The 20,164-nt window shown below is 65.2% G+C and carries 17 protein-coding genes and 1 pseudogene; 3 read left to right on the forward strand and 15 right to left on the reverse strand.

From position 1 onward, the window contains the following. The first annotated feature begins 113 nt into the window (after window positions 1-113). Window positions 114-791 carry a leucyl/phenylalanyl-tRNA--protein transferase gene (aat, locus tag BLM15_RS04795; RefSeq protein ID WP_126110857.1) on the forward strand — a complete coding sequence of 226 codons (678 nt, stop codon included), beginning with the start codon at window positions 114-116 and terminating at the stop codon, window positions 789-791. Between the two features lie 7 nt (window positions 792-798). Here the strand turns inward: aat and BLM15_RS04800 are convergent, their stop codons facing one another. Continuing rightward, on the reverse strand, window positions 799-1,179 hold the full coding sequence (locus BLM15_RS04800) for a VOC family protein (RefSeq protein ID WP_126110859.1): 381 nt from the start codon (window positions 1,177-1,179) through the stop codon (window positions 799-801). A 3-nt stretch (window positions 1,180-1,182) separates the two neighbouring features. Then, on the reverse strand, window positions 1,183-1,788 hold the full coding sequence (locus tag BLM15_RS04805) for a DUF2155 domain-containing protein (RefSeq protein ID WP_126110861.1): 606 nt from the start codon (window positions 1,786-1,788) through the stop codon (window positions 1,183-1,185). A 239-nt stretch (window positions 1,789-2,027) separates the two neighbouring features. Between BLM15_RS04805 and BLM15_RS04810 the strand changes: the two genes are divergently transcribed. After that, entirely contained in the window at window positions 2,028-3,374 is a 1,347-nt protein-coding gene (locus BLM15_RS04810) for an Nramp family divalent metal transporter (protein ID WP_126110862.1), read from the forward strand. 192 nt (window positions 3,375-3,566) lie between these two features. On the opposite strand, the gene BLM15_RS04815 is transcribed toward BLM15_RS04810, so the two are convergent. The 5 genes and pseudogenes from BLM15_RS04815 to BLM15_RS04830 form a co-directional block, all read right to left on the reverse strand. Beyond that, window positions 3,567-3,908: an antibiotic biosynthesis monooxygenase family protein gene (locus BLM15_RS04815; RefSeq protein ID WP_126110864.1), complete on the reverse strand. Its 342-nt coding sequence runs from the start codon at window positions 3,906-3,908 to the stop codon at window positions 3,567-3,569. A gap of 125 nt (window positions 3,909-4,033) precedes the next feature. Further along, complete coding sequence (locus BLM15_RS04820; RefSeq protein WP_236846572.1) at window positions 4,034-4,618, reverse strand: substrate-binding domain-containing protein; 585 nt, start codon at window positions 4,616-4,618, stop codon at window positions 4,034-4,036. Between the two features lie 183 nt (window positions 4,619-4,801). Next, a pseudogene (locus BLM15_RS32290) lies at window positions 4,802-4,930 on the reverse strand (LysR family transcriptional regulator); the annotation flags it as partial. 79 nt (window positions 4,931-5,009) lie between these two features. Beyond that, window positions 5,010-5,420, reverse strand: a complete 411-nt coding sequence (locus tag BLM15_RS04825; RefSeq protein WP_126110868.1) for an NADH:ubiquinone oxidoreductase subunit NDUFA12 — start codon at window positions 5,418-5,420, stop codon at window positions 5,010-5,012. Window positions 5,421-5,493: 73 nt separating this feature from the next. Continuing rightward, window positions 5,494-6,189, reverse strand: coding sequence for an NIPSNAP family protein (locus BLM15_RS04830; RefSeq protein WP_126110870.1), 696 nt, complete (start codon window positions 6,187-6,189; stop codon window positions 5,494-5,496). 704 nt (window positions 6,190-6,893) lie between these two features. Here BLM15_RS04830 and BLM15_RS04835 point away from each other — a divergent pair. Then, window positions 6,894-10,619 carry a vitamin B12-dependent ribonucleotide reductase gene (locus tag BLM15_RS04835; RefSeq protein ID WP_126110873.1) on the forward strand — a complete coding sequence of 1,242 codons (3,726 nt, stop codon included), beginning with the start codon at window positions 6,894-6,896 and terminating at the stop codon, window positions 10,617-10,619. 370 nt (window positions 10,620-10,989) lie between these two features. Here BLM15_RS04835 and BLM15_RS04840 read toward each other — a convergent pair whose 3' ends face one another. The 8 genes from BLM15_RS04840 to urtC form a co-directional block, all read right to left on the reverse strand. Then, window positions 10,990-13,200 carry a nitric oxide reductase activation protein NorD gene (locus tag BLM15_RS04840; protein WP_126110875.1) on the reverse strand — a complete coding sequence of 737 codons (2,211 nt, stop codon included), beginning with the start codon at window positions 13,198-13,200 and terminating at the stop codon, window positions 10,990-10,992. A 4-nt stretch (window positions 13,201-13,204) separates the two neighbouring features. Beyond that, window positions 13,205-14,005: a CbbQ/NirQ/NorQ/GpvN family protein gene (locus tag BLM15_RS04845; RefSeq protein ID WP_126110877.1), complete on the reverse strand. Its 801-nt coding sequence runs from the start codon at window positions 14,003-14,005 to the stop codon at window positions 13,205-13,207. Window positions 14,006-14,062: 57 nt separating this feature from the next. Beyond that, window positions 14,063-15,082 (reverse strand): alpha/beta fold hydrolase, encoded by a 1,020-nt coding sequence (locus BLM15_RS04850; RefSeq protein WP_126110878.1) that lies wholly within the window; start codon window positions 15,080-15,082, stop codon window positions 14,063-14,065. Window positions 15,083-15,125: 43 nt separating this feature from the next. After that, the gene (locus BLM15_RS04855) at window positions 15,126-16,457 is read right to left on the reverse strand and encodes a purine-cytosine permease family protein (protein WP_236846574.1); all 1,332 of its coding nucleotides are present in this window, start codon (window positions 16,455-16,457) and stop codon (window positions 15,126-15,128) included. A 77-nt stretch (window positions 16,458-16,534) separates the two neighbouring features. Continuing rightward, window positions 16,535-17,569, reverse strand: coding sequence for an aliphatic amidase (locus tag BLM15_RS04860; RefSeq protein WP_126110882.1), 1,035 nt, complete (start codon window positions 17,567-17,569; stop codon window positions 16,535-16,537). Window positions 17,570-17,595: 26 nt separating this feature from the next. Further along, entirely contained in the window at window positions 17,596-18,291 is a 696-nt protein-coding gene (urtE, locus tag BLM15_RS04865; RefSeq protein WP_126110885.1) for an urea ABC transporter ATP-binding subunit UrtE, read from the reverse strand. Beyond that, window positions 18,284-19,048, reverse strand: a complete 765-nt coding sequence (gene urtD / locus BLM15_RS04870) for an urea ABC transporter ATP-binding protein UrtD (protein ID WP_126110887.1) — start codon at window positions 19,046-19,048, stop codon at window positions 18,284-18,286. Before urtD ends, urtE begins: the two co-directional genes overlap by 8 nt. Further along, window positions 19,045-20,163 carry an urea ABC transporter permease subunit UrtC gene (gene urtC / locus BLM15_RS04875; RefSeq protein WP_126110889.1) on the reverse strand — a complete coding sequence of 373 codons (1,119 nt, stop codon included), beginning with the start codon at window positions 20,161-20,163 and terminating at the stop codon, window positions 19,045-19,047. Before urtC ends, urtD begins: the two co-directional genes overlap by 4 nt. Between the last annotated feature and the right edge of the window lies 1 nt (window position 20,164).

Raw genomic sequence — 20,164 nt, forward strand, 5'->3', positions numbered from 1 at the left:
GAAGCAATCCAGGCGGTAGCGCTCTGTCGCTCCTGGATTACTTTGTCGGCTTCGCCTCCTCGTTATGACAGAAGCCGTTTGACACGCCCGCCGACCCGCGCTCCCATCGCCTCATGAAGGCCCGCTCCACACCTGCGCGCGCGCCGGCGATCACGCCGGAAATCCTGCTGCGCGCCTATGCGGCCGGTGTCTTCCCGATGGCGGAAAGCGCCGACGATCCCGCCCTGTTCTGGGTCGAGCCGGAAATCCGCGGCATCATTCCCCTCGACGCCTTCCATCTGCCCAGCCGGCTGGCTCGCGTTGTCCGCTCCGATCGATTCGAAATCCGGGTCGATCAGGATTTCGCGGGAGTCATCGCAGCCTGCGCCGAAAGCCGGCCGGACCGGGCCGAGACCTGGATCAATGGCCGCATCCGGGGGCTCTATGGCGAGCTCTTCCATCTCGGCTATGTCCACACCGTCGAATGCTGGCGCGAGGGCAGGCTGGTCGGCGGGCTCTACGGGCTGTCGCTCGGCGCCGCCTTTTTCGGCGAGAGCATGTTCCACCGCGAGACCGATGCTTCGAAGGTCGCGCTGGTGCATCTTGTCGCCCGGCTGCGGCGCGGGCGCTACCAGCTGCTCGACACCCAGTTCCAGACCGCGCATCTCGCCCAGTTCGGTACGTGCGAGATTCCGCGCGAGGCCTATCGCGACCTGCTCGACGCGGCAATCCAGGCGGATGGCGATTGGTGGTCCTGGCCGCAGGGGAGCCGCGTTGGCGGCGAGGCGGCTTTGGCGGAGTTGACTGGCTGAGAGTCGATCAGGCGGTCGGTCCCTCGATCGCCATCGTCGAGGGCTCCCAGAGCTCGATCGGATTGCCCTCAAGATCGTGGATGCGGCAGAAGCGGCCGACCTCGGAATCCCATTCCGGCCGGGTCTCGACGGCGATGCCCGCAGCGCGCAGTGACGCCATCATCGCATCGAGATCGTCGACGCGGAAATTGACCATCCATTGTTGCTCGGCTCGGCCGAAATAGTCGGTATTCGCCGCAAACGGGCCGAAGATGGTCGGCCCGGCATCCTGAGCCCATACGGTCTTGCTCAGATCTGAAATACCGAGATGGCGCTCATACCAGGCGGCGAGGGCTTGCGGATCGCGTCCGCGGAAGAACAGGCCGCCGATACCGGTGACCCGCGCCATGATTCAGTTGCCGCCGGCGGGGTCGCGGCCCGGAGCCGGGTTGGTCGGGAAGAAGCGCTGCGACGGAGTCTGGCGCGGCTGCACCGGCACGCCTTGCGGCGGGGCGACGTCGATGCGCTGGTTCGGCGGCGGTGTCTGCTGAGCTGGACGGGCGGGGCGGCGCTGGTCCGGCGTAAGCGGCGGCGGCGCCGCTTCCGGCTCCTTCGGGTCGACCACCAGCTCGGTGCCGCCTTTGCAGTCGGTCAGCCAGACATCGTAGATCGCGTGCTCGACACCATGCAGGCCAGGGCTCGACGCATACATCCAACCGGTGAAGATGCGCCGATACTCATTGTTGAACGTGACCTCGTCGACCTCGGTGAAGGAGGTCGTCTGCGGCGCCTCGGTCGGCGGGCGCGTCCAGCAGACGCGCGGCGTGATCTGCAAGGCGCCGAACTGCACCGTCTCGTCGATCGCGACCTCGAAGGAGATGATCCGGCCGGTGATCTTGTCGAGCCCGGCGAAGACCGCGGTGGGATTGCGGATGCGGTCGGCCTTGGCGGGCACAGCCAGCGCGAGCGCTGCGCCGGAGACGGCTGCGAGGGCGAGGATCCTGCGGAACGAGAGCATGCTGGTTTGTGATTCTCTTCGAGCGGAGCCGAGGCGCGACGGGGCGCAGTAGCATGCCAATCGCAGCGGAAAAAGGGCGGGTGGTGAGGTTCGACGCGCGCAGGCTGTGACCGAAGTGTCAGCTGCGCCCCTCCTGTGTGCATACCAGGCATGTCCGCGCCAGTGGGTCATGCAGTTGCAATCCATTTGCAAATCCATAACCTGCCAATGCCTTGCAAGTGCAAAATCGAGGGTTTCGCATGGAAGCGCGCGTCGACGGGACGCCATCCGGCTGGCGGAATGATCGCGGCGAGGCTTCGCTGGCTGACGTCCACCGCTCGATCGCGGTGCGCAGTTCCGGACCCGGCTGGCGGCGCGCCGCCGCCTTCGTCGGCCCGGGCTATCTTGTCGCCGTCGGCTATATGGACCCCGGCAACTGGGCGACCTCGCTCGCCGGCGGCTCGAAGTTCGGCTACACGCTGCTCGTCGTCGCGCTGGTCTCCAACATCATGGCGATCGTGCTGCAGTCGCTCTGCGCGCGGCTCGCCATCGCCTCGGGCCGCGACCTTGCCCAAGCCTGCCGCGACGCTTTCCCGAAGCCTATCGCCTATATGCTCTGGTTCCTCGCCGAGATCGCGATCATCGCGACCGATATCGCCGAGGTGATCGGCACCGCGATCGGCCTCAACCTGATCTTCGGCATTCCGCTCGAGCTCGGCGTGATCATCACCGCGCTCGACGTCTTCCTGATCCTTTATTTGCAGCGGCTCGGCTTCCGCTGGGTCGAGGCGCTGATCATCACCCTGCTCGGCGTGATCGCGATCTGCTTTGCGATCCAGATCGCGCTCGCTGACCCGGACTGGGGGCAGGTGATCCGTGGCTTCGCGCCGACCACCGAGATCGTCACCAATCCGGAGATGCTGTACCTCGCGCTCGGCATCCTCGGCGCCACCGTGATGCCGCATAATCTCTATCTGCATTCGGGCATCGTGCAGACGCGTGCCTATGGCGAAACCCTGCCCGAAAAGCGTCAGGCGCTGACCTACGCCACGATCGATTCGACGGTCGCGCTGATGTTCGCGCTGCTGATCAATGCCTCGATCTTGATCCTCGCCGCTGCGACCTTCCACAAGACCGGCCAGACGGGAATCGCGGAGCTCGGCGAAGCGCACAAGCTGCTCGGCCCGCTGCTCGGGCTGGCGATCGCGCCGACGCTGTTCGGCATCGCGCTGCTCTGCTGTGGCATCAACTCGACGGTGACGGCGACGCTGGCCGGCCAGATCGTGATGGAGGGTTTCCTCAAGATCAAACTGCCGCCTTGGCTGCGCCGGCTGATCACCCGCGGCATCGCCATCATCCCGGCGGCGGCGGTGACGATCTGGTATGGCGATGCCGGCACGGCAAAATTGCTGATCCTGACCCAGGTCGTGCTCTCGTTGCAGCTCTCCTTCGCCGTCTTCCCGCTGGTGATGTTCACCGCCGACAAGACGAAGATGGGCGAACTCGTCGCGCCGCGCTGGCTCGTCGCCTTCGCCGTCCTGATCGCGGTGGTGATCGCGGCGCTCAACGTCAAGCTGCTGGTCGATTTCGCTGGTGGGACGGGGTAACGCGCACGAGACCTTGCGCCCGGCGATTTGGCCGGAATCTGCGCAACAGCCTATCGGCCTGATGCAAGGTCCACAGCACGGCTGCACGGATCGCGGCGCGACGCTCGGACAAAGCGAGCCGGCGATGGTGCTCGATGAGTTCGGGCGTCACGATCGGCCGGCTGGCGGTGCGCCCTTCTGGAAACGGGGTCGTCATTCGCCGGAGCCGGGTTCGCCCGCCCGGACCTTGGCTGGCGAGCCGCGGCTGCGCAGGACATTGCAGATCTGGACGCTGTAGCCGCTGAAGAAGCTCTCGATGCCGTGCTTCTTGGCCTTGGCGTGCTCCGGGTGAATTCGCCAGGCGCGCAAGGCGTCCTCGGACTCGAACTCGACGATCGTCACCCGCTCGCCATCCTCGGCCGTGAAGCCTTTGTGGGAAATGTAGCCGGGGATGGTTCGCGCGAGCTCGCTCATGCGCTTGGCCATGGTGGCGTATTCGGACTGAGCCTCGGGGTTCAGGCGGGAGCGGAATACCGTGACGATCATCTGGGTCATCTCTGCTGAAGGGCGGGGCGGCCTCGCGCAGTTGCGCTGGCGTCTTGCCGTCAGAGGGAGATGCGCCTCACAAAATCATAAATCAAATGCATATTACCGATAATGATTATGTCTATTTTGTCGCGCTAGAGCATTGCCTGGAGTTCGCCTGCGAGCTTCCGGATGGCCGGGCCGAAACGCCCTGGAACGGCATTTTCGATCAACGCTACATGGGTGGAAATCTGGAAGTCGCTGACTTCGAGAATATGCAGGCCATGACGATGCGGGCTGTGCTCGAACTGCCGGCGCGGAACCAGGCCGAGGCCTCCGCCGTGATGCAGCAGCGATAGTTGAAGGTCTTCGCCGAAGACCTCGGCGGCGATACGGATCGCCAGGTTCTGCCGGTCGAAGGACCGTTCCAGCGCAGCCCGGCAGCCGCATCCGCGAGGGTTTAGAAGCCAGCCTTCCTCGGCCAGATCGCGCAGCCGCCATGGGCTGCCGTCAGGGCCGACGGGAGCTCTCGATGCAGAGACGACGACAACCTGCTCGCTGCCGAGCGAGTGGCTGAGCAGCCCGGTCGGAATCGTGTGCGCGTCCGTCAGCAGTCCGACGGCGCAGTCGATGGCGCCGGTGCGGACATCCTCGATGAGCCTGGTGCTCCAGTTCGAGCTGATTTGCATCCGGGTCCGCGGGAAGGAGCGCCGCACGGCATCCAGCGGTGTCGTCAGCACGATCTCGCCGAGCCCATGGGCGACGCCGACCCGCAGGTCCCCAGCCGGATCAGCGGCAGGGTCGGCACAGGCCTCCAACTCGGCGACGGCCAGCAGGACACGTCGGCAATGCTCGAGCACATGCTGGCCGAAGGCGGTCAATGTCGCCGGCTTTACCGATCGATCGAACAGGTGCTCCGCACCGATCGTCGCCTCGAAATTCTGGATACGCCGGGTGGTCGCGGGTTGAGTCAGGTGCAGCCGCGCGGCGGCGCGATTGACCGAGCCCGTCTCAGCGGCTGCGACGAAGGCCTGAATGTCCTGAAGATTCATAATGCATCTGCATAAACCGGAAGTGTCTATGCAGGAAAGGCATAATTATCGGACGCCGCGACGGGTGGCCGCCTGCCGCTCAGCGGCCGGGCGTCCAGGCTTGGTAGTCGCCGGTCGCGGCCGGGGTCTCGTTGTCGCCGAGCGTCGAGCCCTTCGGGCGGTAGGCCAGCGCCGTGCCGGTGTGGTTCGGCTGGTGCGGCTTCTGCCACTCGCGGGCGACGTATTTTTCCTCGGACGGGGCGACGTCGACGGTGTGATGCAGCCAGCCATTCCAGCCGGGCGGAATCATCGAGGCCTCGGCCGGGCCATTATAGACGACCCAGCGGCGCTGGATGCCGAGCGCCTTGTCCTTCTTGCCGCCCTTGGTGCGGTAGTAGATGTTGCCGAACTCGTCCTCGCCGACCTTCTCGCCGAAGCGCCAGGTGTGGAAGCGCGTGCCCATGGTCTGGCCGTTCCACCAGGTGAAGATCTGGAGCAGGGTCTGGTTCATCGCTTCGCGTCCGCGCAGGCCTCAGGCCGTCGCGCGACTTATGAAGATGCGGGTGCGCGATGTCCAGTGCGGCTCAGCGCAGCAGCGAGCGTGCGGTCGGCACGAGGCGGGCGATATCCGGGGGCCGGCCGTTGCCGACTGGAACCGCCCGCAAGGCGGCTTCGAGCGCCGGTATCGCCTGCGCGACCGCAGGCCGGACGAGCGTGACGGCCGCGCATTCGCCCTCGCGCACGGGTAGCTGCTTGAAGCCGTTCTCGCTGCGGTCGCTGATCAGGCTGGCGATCACGGCGCCGCCGGTTGAGCCTACCGCATCGGCGACCGCCTTCGCCGCAAGCACGGCCTCAGCGTCGGCGGCCCCGGGCGCGAGATGATGGATGGCGACGATGTAGTTGTGCCCGTCCTCAAGATCGATCGTGCTCGGCGGCAGCCGTTCGAGGCCGGATGTGTCCAAGCCGGAGCCAGGCGTTGCCGGCTTCAGCATGAGCACGTCGTGCCATTCCAGCATCGTCTCGTTCGCCGCCGGGCCATGCTGCGCCCAGACCGGTCCATCATAGAAGGCGGGGAGGGCGCGGGTGCGCGCTTCCTGGTCGGCAAAGCCGCGGAACCAGACGAACTGGTCGGGCGCCGCGGGATCGCGGAACTGGCAGACCACGCTCATGCCGACCGCCTCCTGCGTCTCGACGAGATGGGTGTCGAAGACGCGGATCAGCGTCTCGCGCGCGCCGGGCTTCAAGGTGTAGCGGCGCAGTTCGAAGACTGTGTCGGTCATGGCGGTTCTCCAGCTGACTTTGCAGCTAGGTGGCGGGAGCGCCCAAACCCGTCAGCAGCGTCATGTGGAGCCTCGCCACGATTCGGTCATGATTCGAGATGCGCCGCGACGCGTCCCGAGATCGCGCCAGCCAGCCAAGCATCGCGCGGATTCAAGCACTTGTGGCTGCTGGCGCAGAGAGCGCTTTCGCTGGTGGGTCGCGACAGTCCTGTTGACGCCCGGTTAACCATGGTCCAGCGGATTTTAGTGGTTTCACAAGGGCAAGGATCGTTGCAAGCTGGCAACGCCGCTGCGATTCCCCATGCGATTCCTTGGGCTTAGCCGGTGCCTTGAAACTTATCCCCATGATCCACATCTTCCTACAAGATGTCGTATCCACACCTATCGCTGCGCACTAATCCTTGACGGCGCGACCCAATCGGGACTAAATTTTGACGGTCGCGTGACGGTTGGCGGAGACGCCTTTTTCGACCCGCGAAACGAGTTCCCAGATGGGTCGGGCGATCACCGCGGCGCGCCAGCAATGGCGACGGCGAACGGCGACGTATGCTCCGCCTGGTCGCAACCGGACGCTCGACGGCGGGGTGACACCGCTGCGGGATCCAGGGGCAGCAAACCGAGTTGGATTGACATCAGGAGCCGGTGAGCAACCGGCCGCGCGGGGCGCTAGGATGCGTCCGCGGCAAGCATTGGGGACGAAGCTTATGCGCATCGAGCGCCGCCATACCACCGCCGGCCAGTCGCCCTATTCGGCGATCCCCTTCCGCTCGGCGGTGAGCGAGATCCGCAATCCCGATGGTTCGATCGTCTTCCGGCTCGAGGGCATCGAGGTGCCGGACGCCTGGTCGCAGGTGGCGAGCGACGTGCTCGCGCAGAAGTATTTCCGCAAGGCCGGCGTGCCGGCGCATTCGAAGAAGGTCGAGGAGAACGACGTCCCGTCCTTCCTCTGGCGTTCGGTTCCCGACGAGGCTGCACTCGCCAAGCTGCCGGAGGCTGAGCGCTTCGGCTCCGAGATCTCGTCCAAGCAGGTCTTCGACCGGCTCGCCGGCTGCTGGACCTATTGGGGCTGGAAGGGCGGCTATTTCTCCTCGGAGGAGGATGCCCACGCCTTCCACGACGAGCTGCGCTTCATGCTGGCCTCGCAGATGGTCGCGCCGAATTCGCCGCAATGGTTCAACACCGGCCTGCATTGGGCCTATGGCATAGACGGGCCGAGCCAGGGCCATTTCTACGTCGACTTCAAGACCGGCAAGCTGGTGAAGTCGAAGTCGAGCTACGAGCATCCGCAGCCGCATGCCTGCTTCATCCAGGGCGTGCAGGACGACCTCGTCAACGAGGGCGGCATCATGGATTTGTGGGTGCGCGAGGCGCGCCTCTTTAAGTATGGCTCCGGCACCGGCTCGAACTTCTCGATGCTGCGCGGCGAAGGCGAGAAGCTCGCCGGCGGCGGCCGTTCCTCGGGCCTGATGTCCTTCCTCAAGATCGGTGACCGTGCTGCCGGCGCGATCAAGTCGGGCGGCACCACCCGCCGCGCCGCCAAGATGGTGGTGGTCGACGTCGATCACCCCGATATCGAGACCTATATCGACTGGAAGGTGAAGGAGGAGCAGAAGGTCGCGGCTTTGGTCGCCGGCTCCAAGATCGTCCAGAAGGCGATGAAGGCGGTGATGAAGGCCTGTGTGAACTGCGAGGCCGCCGACGATGCCTGCTTCGATCCCGAGAAGAACCCGGCGCTGAAGCGCGAGATCAAGCTCGCCCGCAAGGCGCTGGTTCCGGACAACTACATCAAGCGCGTCATCCAGTTCGCCAAGCAGGGCTATACCGAGATCCAGTTCGACACCTACGACACCGACTGGGATTCGGAGGCCTATCTCACCGTCTCCGGCCAGAACTCAAACAACTCGGTCTCGCTGACCGACGATTTTCTGCGCGCAGTGGAAACGGATGGGGACTGGAACCTCATCGGCCGCACCACCGGCAAGGTCACCAAGACCCTGAAGGCGCGCGACCTCTGGGAGAAGATCGGCTACGCCGCCTGGGCTTCGGCCGATCCCGGCCTGCACTTCAACACCACGATGAACGACTGGCACACCAGCCCGGCCTCGGGACGCATCCGCGCCTCGAACCCGTGTTCTGAGTACATGTTCCTCGACGACACCGCCTGCAACCTGGCCTCGGCCAACCTGCTGCAGTTCTACGATCGGCAGACCAAAGCCTTCGACGTCGCCGGTTACGAGCATCTCTGCCGGCTCTGGACGATCGTCCTCGAGATCTCGGTGACGATGGCGCAGTTCCCCTCGAAGGAAATCGCCGAACTCTCCTATGAGTACCGCACGCTCGGTCTCGGCTACGCCAATATCGGCGGCCTGCTGATGACCATGGGCCTCGGCTACGACAGCGACGAGGGCAGGGCGCTCGCCGGCGGCCTGACCGCGATCATGACCGGCGTCGCCTATGCGACCTCGGCCGAGATGGCGGGCGAACTCGGCCCGTTCCCGGGCTACAAGAAGAACGCCCAGCACATGCTGCGCGTCATCCGCAACCACCGCGTCGCGGCCCATGGCCAAGCCTCCGGCTATGAGGGCCTGCAAGTCACGCCGGTGCCGCTCGACCATGCGACGCTGGAGCGCCTCGGCGGCTCCTCGGCGACGGTGTCGGAGCGGGCCAAGGCGAGCTGGGACGAGGCGCTCGCGCTCGGCGAGAAGCACGGCTACCGCAACGCCCAGTCGACCGTGATCGCGCCGACCGGCACGATCGGCCTGGTGATGGACTGCGACACCACCGGCATCGAGCCCGACTTCGCGCTGGTTAAGTTCAAGAAGCTCGCCGGCGGCGGCTACTTCAAGATCATCAACGGCGCGGTTCCGGACGCGCTGCGCGCGCTGGGCTATCGCGAGGCGGATATTGCCGAGATCGAGGCCTATGCCGTCGGCCATGGCTCGATGAAGCAGGCGCCCGCCGTCAATCCCGGCTCGCTCCGGGCCAAGGGCTTCAGCGACGAGAAGATCGAGGCGGTCGAGAAGGGGCTGAAGAGCGCCTTCGACATCAAGTTCGTCTTCAACAAGTGGACGCTGGGCGAGGACTTTCTCATCGGTACGCTGGGCGTCCCGGCCGAGAAGCTGAACGACATGTCGTTCGAGCTCCTGCCCTTCCTCGGCTTCAGCAAGGCCGAGATCGAAGCCGCCAACGTCCATGTCTGCGGGGCGATGACGCTGGAAGGCGCGCCGCACCTGAAGAAAGAGCACTACAACGTCTTCGACTGCGCCAATCCCTGCGGGCGCATCGGCAAGCGCTATCTCTCGGTCGAGAGCCATATCCGCATGATGGCGGCGGCGCAGCCCTTCATCTCGGGGGCGATCTCCAAGACCATCAACATGCCGAACGATGCCACCGTCGAGGACTGCAAGAGCGCCTATCTGCTCTCCTGGAAGCTGGCGCTGAAGGCGAACGCGCTCTATCGCGACGGTTCGAAGCTGTCGCAGCCGCTGAACTCGGCCCTGATCGCCGACGAGGATGACGACGCGGACGACGCGACCGAGGCGCTCTACCAGCAGCCGCAGGCGGCGCGCGCCACGCAGATCGCCGAGAAGATCGTCGAGCGCATCGTCGAGCGGGTCGAGCGGGTGCGCGACCGCGAGAAGATGCCGGCGCGTCGCACCGGCTACATTCAGAAGGCGGTGGTCGGCGGCCACAAGGTCTATGTCCACACCGGCGAGTATTCCGACGGGCGCCTCGGCGAGATCTTCATCGACATGCACAAGGAGGGCGCGGCCTTCCGGGCGATGATGAACAACTTCGCCATCGCGGTCTCGCTCGGCCTGCAATACGGCGTGCCGCTGGAGGAATATGTCGAGGCCTTCACCTTCACCCGCTTCGAGCCCTCGGGCTTCGTGCAGGGCAACCAGTCGATCAAGAACGCGACCTCGATCCTCGACTACGTCTTCCGCGAGCTGGCGATCTCCTATCTCGGCCGGCACGACCTCGCCCATGTCGATCCCAGCGAGATCGGCCATGACGTGATGGGCAGCGGTGTCGAGCAGGGCAAGGCGCCGGATGCGGCCGGGCCGATCACCTCGACCCCGCTGGCCTCCTCGGGCTTCCGCCGCGGCAAGCCGATCAACTTGCTCGCCATCCAGGGCGGGGCGGCGGCCAACGATGCGGTCGCCCGCTCGACCAGCAGCGCCATGGGCCTCGCCACCGCCGGCGCGACCGCGCTGAAGGAGGAGCCGGAGGAATTCGGAGAGGCCGAGATGAGCAAGCTCGGCTTCGCCGCGCCCGCCGCCCAGCCGACCGCGTCCGAGCGCCGGGCCGAGGCGATCATGAAGGGCTATGTCGGCGACAGCTGCGGCGAATGCGGCAACTTCACACTGGTGCGCAACGGCACCTGTTTGAAGTGCAACACGTGTGGCTCGACGACTGGGTGTTCGTGACCGGCGAGTCTAATCGTTGTTGAAAATCGAGGCATAGTGTTGCCGCGATTGCAGGAAAAGTTCCGCAAATGCGAGAGGGCGCCCGGGTCAAACCGGGCGCCTTTTTTTGACTAACGAGCCTTCGCGCCACGAGGTGCGGGGCTGGAGCCCGTAGCGGACTCTCAGGCGGTCCGCTGTTGGGCAATCTGGCTAATAATATGATCGCCTCGTCGGCCTTCTAGTTTCGGCTTCCAACGATATTCAGTTTCAAGCGACTGTCTGACGATACAGCTTGGAAATGGCTACCGTTACTCATGTTGCATCGACGTCGATCCCAAGTTGGTTCTCGCGCAAGATGACCAGTCTCGGCGATTTATCACGCATGGTCTCGCTATACCGCCAATCGCAGTAGCAAGCCCGGTAGCTTTTCGGGCAAGGTCTCGATCGACTTCAACTGAACGCAATTCCGACGCCTGAAAATGCGGGGCGCGTAGGATTCGGCATCCGAGTCGAGCACGATGGAGAACACATCAATCCCGTCATTGCGCAGCCCGTGGACGGCCGCGCGCGCATCCTCGACCAGATAGCGACGGTCGTCGACATCGATGTCGTGCGGCTCACCATCGGTGATGATCAGGAGAAGCCGGCGGTAGCTCAGCTGCCGTTTCAGGTCCTTGCCGGCATGTCGGATCACCGCTCCGAGCCGCGTGGAATGGTGGCTTTGCAAGCCCGCCAGCCGGCCCTCCGCTGCCGCATCATAGCGGCCCGCGAAATCCTTGATCCGCTGATAGCCGATATTGTCGCGTGTATTTGAGGAGAATGCCGCAAGCGCAAAAGGGTCGCCGAGTTCCGTCATCGCCCGCGCCAGCATGGCCACGGCAAGGCGTTCGGTCTCCAGCACCGTCTCGCTGCGACCGCTGACGCGTTCTCCGGTGGAGGCGGAGGTATCGATGAGCACGAGAACGGCGAGATCGCGGTGGCGGCGCTCATAGCGCCCGTAGAGGCGATCCTCCGGCATTTGGCCGGAGCGCCGCGCGATCACCGCCTCGATCGCCGCGTCCATGTCGAGGAATTCGCCTTCCGCTTGCCGGCGAACCCGCTGCTGACGGCTGACCTTGGAAGACCGGATGATGGCGGTCAGGCGGTTGGCGAGATCGGCGCGTTGCTCGATGGCGCGGTGCAGCGCGGCAGGCGATGCCATGGGAACGGCCGGCTCATGGACCGTGCACCAGTCCGGCCGTTCGCGCCCGGTCACATAGTCGAATTCCGGATAACGCGCGACGGCCACATCCTCGCTCGCCTCGACCATGGCTGCGCGGCCGCTGGAATCGTCGGGGATGGGATCTGGCTCGTGACGGCCGTCGTCGCTATCGCGTTGCTCGAGGCGGGCTCCCTCGGCAGGCGCCTGCATCTGGTATGGAACCTCGGGATTGTCGTCGCCGAAATCCCAAAGTCCCATGCCGTCGTCGCGATAGGCCGGCTGCACGACATAGCTCTTGGCGTCGAACTGCAGCCGCATCTGGCCGATGTCATTGCCCAGGAGCCCGCCAATATGGCGGCTGAGCTGCTGGGAGCCGATGTCGACTGCGGCAGCCTCCTCGAAGAGTGCCCGGCCCTTGCTCACCCAGCCATGCGGGTCGTCGTAGGACGGATCGAGTAGGGCCCGCGCCAGCCGTGCCATCAGCGTGATCGCAACTGGCGCACCCTCTGGCCGTGCCACGTGAAAGCTCCGCCAAAGGGCGAACAACCCCGGCATCTCACGCACGGCCAGCCGCTCGACCCGCGCATCTTCGATCAGCGAAACCAGGGCGAGCTGCAGCGGCTTCAGGCCTTTGGCCAGGAACTGCTTGCTGGTAAAGCAGTGATGCGCGCCGATATGGGCCAGCGTCGCGCGATGAAGCTGTTTCTGATCGCTCGCCGAAAAACCGGCATAGGATGGCGGCAGACGGATGCCGCCCCCGCCGAAGCCGGCACGGCGGCGCATCGCTTCGGGAGCATCGCCCGGTGTTTCGGCGATCGGCGGCGAGATGCCCCAAAGCGCGCGGAGATAGGGCTTCAGCCCGGGCAGCAATCCCGGCAACGAAGTAGATGGGTGCTGTCGTTCGAGCAGTTGGCGCGCTTCCGGGCTCTGCAGCGAAAAGAAGGCCAGCCGGCGAGCGTCATCGCGGCCGAGATCGAGCCCCATGCGCGCAAAGACCGCAAGACCGGCGAAACCGAGTATGCCGAGAACCTGCGAGCTGTTTTGCAGGAAGGCACTCAGTACCTTCGGCGCACGCCTGGCGATGTCGTCGATCAGCTCGAGCCACGATGCGAGCTCGGATGGGTGACGAGCGGCCTCGGCAGCATGCAGCGCCGCGCCGACCAGCAGGCAGGCCGCACGGCGGCCGGCGCGAATTGCTGTGAGCGAGACGGATTCGCCGAGCCGGATCGCCTCGGCCGGCCCCGATCTCGCGGCGATGATCGGCCCGGCGCTGCGATAGGCGCTGGCCATGAGGTCGCCATAGCCGGCCTGGTCGATACGCGTATGGGCCGCGCTCCAGCGCCCCTGCCATTCGGCCGGAAACGCCCGAACCGTCTCCTTTCGGCCCTCGGTCGTCGTCATGGCATCAGACGCAGGCAGCGATGGCACCCGTCAACGCATCGCGCAGATCGTCATCGTCGGTGATCGGGATCACGAGCGCGACCTGGCAGGCCTCCATGATCGGGACGCCGGCGGCGACGAGCAAGGCGGCGTTGACGAGCATCCTTGTCGAGGCGCCTTCGTCCAGCCCGCGGCCCTTGAGGTTGCGTGAGCGCGCGCCGATGCGCACCAGCGTCTCGGCGGTGCGCTTGTCGGAGCCGGCCTCTCGCATCACGATCTCGGCCTCGCCGGCCGCTTCGGGATAGTCGAAGGGGATGGCTGCGAAGCGCTGCTTGGTCGATTCCTTGAGGTCCTTGAGAACGCTCTGGTAGCCGGGGTTGTAGGAAATCACGACCTGGAAGTCGGGATGGGCCTTCACCACCTCGTTCTTCTTCTCCAGCGGCAGGATGCGCCGGTCGTCGGTGAGCGAGTGGATGACCACGGTGGTGTCCTGCCGGGCCTCGACGATCTCGTCGAGATAGCAGATCGCGCCCTGACGAACTGCCAGCGTCAGCGGCCCGTCGTGCCAGACCGTGCCCTCGGCATCGAGCAGATAGCGCCCGACGAGGTCCGAGGCGGTCATGTCCTCATGGCACGACACGGTGATCAGCGGCCGGCCGAGGCGCCAGGCCATGTGCTCGACGAAGCGGGTCTTGCCGCAGCCGGTCGGCCCTTTCAGCATCACCGGCATTCGGCTGCGATAAGCAGCCTCGAACAGTCTGACTTCGCCTCCGACCGAGCGGTAGAACGGTTCCTTGGCGATGCGGTAAGCGTCGAGATTAGTCACGTCGTCAGGCCCTCGGTGGTCGCGTGGCGGGCGTCATCTACCGCCGCGCGCGCTGCGTCAGGATGCGAGGAGTTCCTTGAGCTGGTCGTCGAGGAACTTGATGTCGACAGGATTGGTGCCCGGCCCACCGGCGAAATGCCCCCAGATCGACGGAATCGGGACGAAGCTCGCATTCGGCATGTTGGCGACCTCGTTGCGGCTGTCTTCCGGCGGGAAATACAGGTCCGTCTGGCCGGGCATGACATAGGTCTTCGCCTTGATCGCGCCGAGCGCGGCCTTGTAGTCGCCATTGTAGAGCTCGTTGGCCGAGATATCGCCGTTCTGCCAGGTCCACAGCATGGCCAGCAGATTGTTGGGATCCCGATCGAGGAAGAAGCCCTCCCAGAAGGCGACCAGGAAATCCTCGAGCGAGCTGTATCCCAGCGTCCTGATGTCCAGCTCCTCGCGATAGAAGGCCTGCGAGAAACCCCAGCCGGCATAGACCCGCGCTGCGGCGCGCAAGCCCTTGTGCGGCTTGTCGACATACCAGCCGTCGCGGAAGGCATCGTCCGCCGTCAGCGCCGCCTTCACGCCTTCGAGGAAGACGAAGTTGTGGCGGGAGCATTTCGCCGAGCCGCAGAACGGCGCGAGCAGATCCATCATGTCGGGATAGAGCGCGCCCCAATGGAAGGTCTGCAGCCCGCCCATCGACCAGCCGGTGACGAGCCGCAGATGCTCGATCCCGAAATGCTCGGTCACCAGCCGGTGCTGCGCGCGGACGTTGTCGCAGGCCGTCACCCTCGGAAAACGGGCAGCGTTGTAGGGCTCGGGCGTGTTGCTCGGCGACGAGGACAGCCCGTTGCCGAACATATTGGGGATGATGATGAAGTACTTGTCGGGATCGAGCGCCATGCTGCGACCGACCAGCCATTCATTGTCGTAGTGCTGACCGGAATACCAGGTCGGGTAGACGATGGCGTTGTCCTTGGCCGCGTTGAGCGTGCCGAAGGTCTTGTAGGCCAGCTTGGCGTTGCGCAGCGTCGCACCACGCTGAAGGGCAAGATCGCCCAGCTCGAAGATCTCGTAGTCGGTGGTCATCGCGATAGTCTCTCAGATGGGGATTTCGATGGAGCCGGCCCGGTCAGGCCGGTGCACGGTCCGCAGCCCGTCCGGCCGCGAAGGAGGTCAGGACCAGGTGGGCGATGGTGGCGACGAGACCGGCGCTGATCGCAGTCGAAAGCTGCGGCGCGTAGAATTCGACGATGAAGCCCGCCGCGGCGCCGAGCGCCCAAGAGACGAAGGGCAGCGTGCGCCATTCCTTTTGCGCCGCCGAGCCGTGCTTCAACACATAGGCCTCGACCAGCAGGATCATGCCGATCGGCGGCACGATGATCCCGAGCAGCGACAGCCATTGGATGAAGAAGGCCCAGACATTGCCGGCGGCGATAGCGATGCCGACGAGGCCGAGGATGACGGCCATCAGGCGCATCTTCGAGCGCAGGATGCGCGACCAGCCCGTCGCCGCATTGTAGAGGCAGTGCGAGCAGACCGAGCCGAGATTGATGTAGAGGAACAGGAAGGCGAGGAGGCCGAGCCAGCCGATCTGCAGCTTGTTCATGTAGCCGAACATGTTGTCGGCGCCGAACGGATTGGCGTTCGGCACGGCGAGCGCGGCCGTCATGATGCCGCCGACGAGCATCGCGACGAGGTTCGAGACCGGGAAGGCCGAGAAGGTCGCGATCAGCGAATGGCTGCCGGTCTTCGACCATCTGTTGAAGTCGGCGGTCACGGTGCCGGCGTCGATGAAGAGCGCGATCACGACGGTCAGGCCGACGCCCATCGACATCGTCGCGACGCCGTTGTTGCCGGCATAGTTCCAGATCGCCTCGAAGCTGGTCGTACCGGCGGCGTGCACGACGACGAAGAGGCCGAGCACGAAGAACAGCGGGACGGAGACCATGCCGATCAGATGCAGGCCGCGCACGCCGACGAAGGTGATCCCGATATAGAGCAGCCCCGCGACGATGGTCATCGCGACATAGTTCAGCCCGTAAGTGCTGGCGACGAGCGCGCCGGTGATGCCGGTCTGGACCGCGAACCAGCCGAGCAGGAGGGTGGAAAGCAGGCCGGAAGCGAGCGCATAGCCCTTCGTGCCGAAGACGCGCGAGGCGATCAGCGCGAAATTCATGCCGCTGCGGGTCGCCGACAGGCCGAGTGCGCCGACATAAGCGAGCATGATCAGGTTGCCGATGATCATGGCGACGAGCGCACGGGAGAAGCCCATGCCCAGAACCAGCAGCGAACCGGTCATGGCACCGGTGATGATCATCGGGAACCCGGCCCAGACCATCACCATCGAGAACAGGCTGCGCCGGGCAGCCATCGGCACCGGCTCGTGCTCGTATTCCTCGCCGAGCACGTGATCGGCATCGGCCGGCGCAGCCGCGCCCGACCCTGCGGAATGTTTGGACACCGCGATTCCCCCTATTTCGTTGTCGGATGCTCGGTCGCACCGCCCGGCGCAGGTGCGCCGGGCGGGTCCCGTTCGGCTCAGCGATGGGCTGATGTGTTCGGAATGCCGTCGATCGGGCATTCATCGGTGCCGACGGTCGTGCGAGTCATCGCCTCGACCATCTCGCGCGTGCCTTCGGGATCGTTGATCCATTTGGCGTAGAAATTGTAGGGGCAGTCCGCCGTCCCTTTGTCGCCGTCGCCGGAGTTGATCATGCCGGTGTAGCCACGGTGCAGCAGCTTGAAGAGATGGTTCTGCGACTGGCCGTTCTTGCGGGCATCGCGGATCGCCGACACCGAGAGCTGGGCGTATTGGATGCCGTTCTCCTCGGTGCCGCACTCGCCGAGCGTGCGGCCGTCGAAGCCGATGATCGCCGAATGGCCGAAGTAGGAATAGACGCCGTCGAAGCCCGAGGCGTTCGCAACCGCGACATAGACGTTGTTTGCCCAGGCCATCGATTTCGAGATCTGAACCTGCTGCTCCTTGGCCGGGTACATGTAGCCTTGGCAGCGGATGATCAGCTCGGCGCCGCGCATGGCGCAGTCGCGCCAGATCTCGGGATAGTTGCCGTCATCGCAGATGATCAGGCTGATCTTCAGGCCCTTCGGCCCTTCCGAGACATAGGTGCAGTCGCCGGGATACCAGCCCTCGATCGGGACCCAGGGCATGATCTTGCGGTATCTCTGGACGATCTCGCCCTTGTTGTTCATCAGGATGAGCGTGTTGTAGGGCGCCTTGTTGGGATGCTCCTCATGGCGCTCGCCGGTCAGCGAGAACACGCCCCAGACATTCGCCTTCCGGCAGGCGGCGGCGAAAATCTCGGTCTCCTCGCCCGGAATCTGCGAGGCGGTCTCATACATCTCCTTGGAATCGTACATGATTCCGTGCGTCGAATATTCCGGGAAGATCACCAGATCCATGCCCGGCAGGCCGATCTTCATGCCCTCGACCATTTCAGCAATGTTGCGCGCATTGGCGAGAACCTCCTGCTTGGTATGCAGGCGCGGCATCTTGTAGTTCACGACGGCGACGCCGACTGTGTCCTTACTGCTCGTAATATCGCCGTGATACATGGTCTGGCCTCCCTGGATTGCCCGTCTCAGACGACGAGGTAGCGATGGATGAGATCTTCGGAGAGCGCTTCGATGCGGTCGCTGACCGCGACGCTGCCCCGGTTGAGCATCGCGAAACGGTGCGATGCGCGACGCGCGAAGGTGATGTTCTGCTCGACGAGGATGATCGACAGGCCGCGCTTGCGGTTGAGATCGATCAGGATGTCCTCGATCTGCTCGACGATGTTGGGCTGGATTCCCTCCGTCGGCTCGTCGAGCAGCAGGATCTTGGGCTCAGACAGCAGCGCGCGGGCGATGGCGAGCTGCTGCTGCTGGCCGCCGGACAGATTGCCGCCGCGCCGGCCTAGGAAATCCCGCAGGATCGGGAAGAGTTCGAAGACGTAATCCTGGATGCGCCGCTCCGAAGTCTCGGCGGCGTAGGTTCCCAGCAGCAGGTTCTCGCGCACGGTGAAGTCGGGCAGGATGCCCCGGCCTTGCGGCACGTACCCCAGTCCGGCCTTGGCGCGGCGATGCGTCGGCAGCTCGCCGATCTCGCTGCCGTCGAGCCGGATCGAGCCCGAGGTTTTCGACATCAGGCCGAGGATCGTGCGCAGCAGCGTCGTCTTGCCGACGCCGTTGCGCCCGAGCACGCTGACGAACTCGCCCTTGCCCACGCTCAGCGAGATCGATTGCAGCGCGCGACTGCGGCCATAGAAGCCGTCGACATTGCTGAGCTCAAGCATGGCCGATGCCTCCCGAGCCGAGATAGGCCTCGCGAACCTGGGGATCGTCCGAGACCTCGTCGGCCGTGCCCTGCGCCAGCAGCCTGCCCTGGTGCATCACCGAGATCGTCTCGGCGATGTCGCGCACGAAACCCATGTCGTGCTCGACGACGATCAGCGTGTGCTTGCCGCGCAGCGTGTTGAAGAGCTGGGCCGTCTTCTCGGTCTCATGGGCGGTCATGCCCGCGGTCGGCTCGTCCATCAGGATGAGCGGCGGGTCCTGCGCCAGGATCAGCGCGATCTCGAGCCATTGCGTCTGGCCGTGCGAGAGCTGCGCCGCCTGCTTGTCGAGATCGTCCGAGAGACCGACGAGCTCGGCCAAGCGCTCGAGGCGTTCGCGATCAGCCGCTCCGCCGAATTTGCCGAGGTTGCGCAGGACGCCGTACTGCCTCGAACTGCCGATCTCGAGGTTGTCCCGCACGCTGAGCTCGCGGAAGACACTCGGTACCTGGAATTTGCGGCCGATGCCGGTCCGGGCGATCTCGAACTCGCTGAGCTGGTGGATCTCCTTGCCGTCGAAGACGATTGCGCCGGAAGAGATCCGCGAGCGACCGCAGATCAGATCGAGCGTCGTGGTCTTGCCGGCTCCGTTGGGGCCGATCAGGCAGCGCAGCTCGCCCCGGTTGACCGTGAGGTCGAGGCCGTCCACGGCGACGAAGCCGCCGAAGGATACGGTGACGTCGCGCAGAGCGAGCTGCGCCTGTGCCGTGCCGGTCATGCCGCCCTCCCTGCCGGAGCGCCGGCGGTACCGACGGGGCGCGACTGCTGCGCCGCGGCCTTCCGGGCTGTGTCGCGGCGGCGCAGGCCGGAGACGATGCCGGCCAGCCCGCGCGGTATGAACAGCACGATCAGGACGAACAAGCCGCCCATTACCAGCGTCCAGGTGCTGAGGAAGATCTCCGATTCCGACAGGCTTCCCTGCACACCCGTCACCAGGAGCGCGCCGAGCATGGCGCCGAGCAAGCTCTGGCGGCCGCCGACAGCGACCCAGATGACGATGGACAGGCTGAGCGGCACGCCGAGAAAGGTCGGCGAGGCGAACTCCATCACGATCGTGTAGAGCATGCCGGCGAGGCCAGCGATCGCGGCGGAGACCGCGAAGACGAAGGTCTTGTAGCGGGCGACGTCATAGCCGAAGAAGCGGACGCGCTCCTCCTGATCGCGGATCGCCTGCAGGATCAGCCCGGTCTTCGAGCGCGTCAGCGCGAGCGCGGCGAAGAGCACCACCGTCAGGCAGGCCGCGACCAGCAGATAGGTGGAGCGGGCATAGGCGTCGAAGCTGACCCCCAGCACCTCGAAACGCGCGAGGTCGGTGATGCCGTTGAAGCCGCCGGTGTAGCTCTGCTGGTCGATGATGATCAGGTTGACCACGACCATCGCGGCCAGCGTGATGATCGCCGAATAGACGCCGGCGACACGCCCTCCGAACATGAACCAGCCGAGCAGCGCGGCGAAGGCGGCGGGAACGAGGATGCCGGCCGCGACGGCGAAGGGCAGCGACTGGAACGGCCACCAGAGCCAGGGCAGTTCGGTGACGTTGTTCCAGACCATGAAGTCCGGCAGACCCTCGGCGCCGGTATGGATCGGCACGGTCTTCAGCTTCAGCGCCATGGCCATGCAGTAGGAGCCGATGCCGAAGGTCGTCGCCTGACCGAGATTGAGGATGCCGGCATAGCCCCAGGACAGGCTCAGCGCGACGGCGAGCATGCCGAAGATCAGGTAGCGCGCGAATTTGTTGAGCAGGAAGGCGTCGTCGATGAAGGCCGGGATCAGGAGGAGCGCCAGGCAAACGGCTCCATAGATCGATAGCTGCAGGATCGGTTTGTTTGACATC

Origin of the sequence: Bosea sp. Tri-49, from assembly GCF_003952665.1 — a bacterium.
In the GTDB taxonomy this organism is placed as follows: domain Bacteria; phylum Pseudomonadota; class Alphaproteobacteria; order Rhizobiales; family Beijerinckiaceae; genus Allobosea.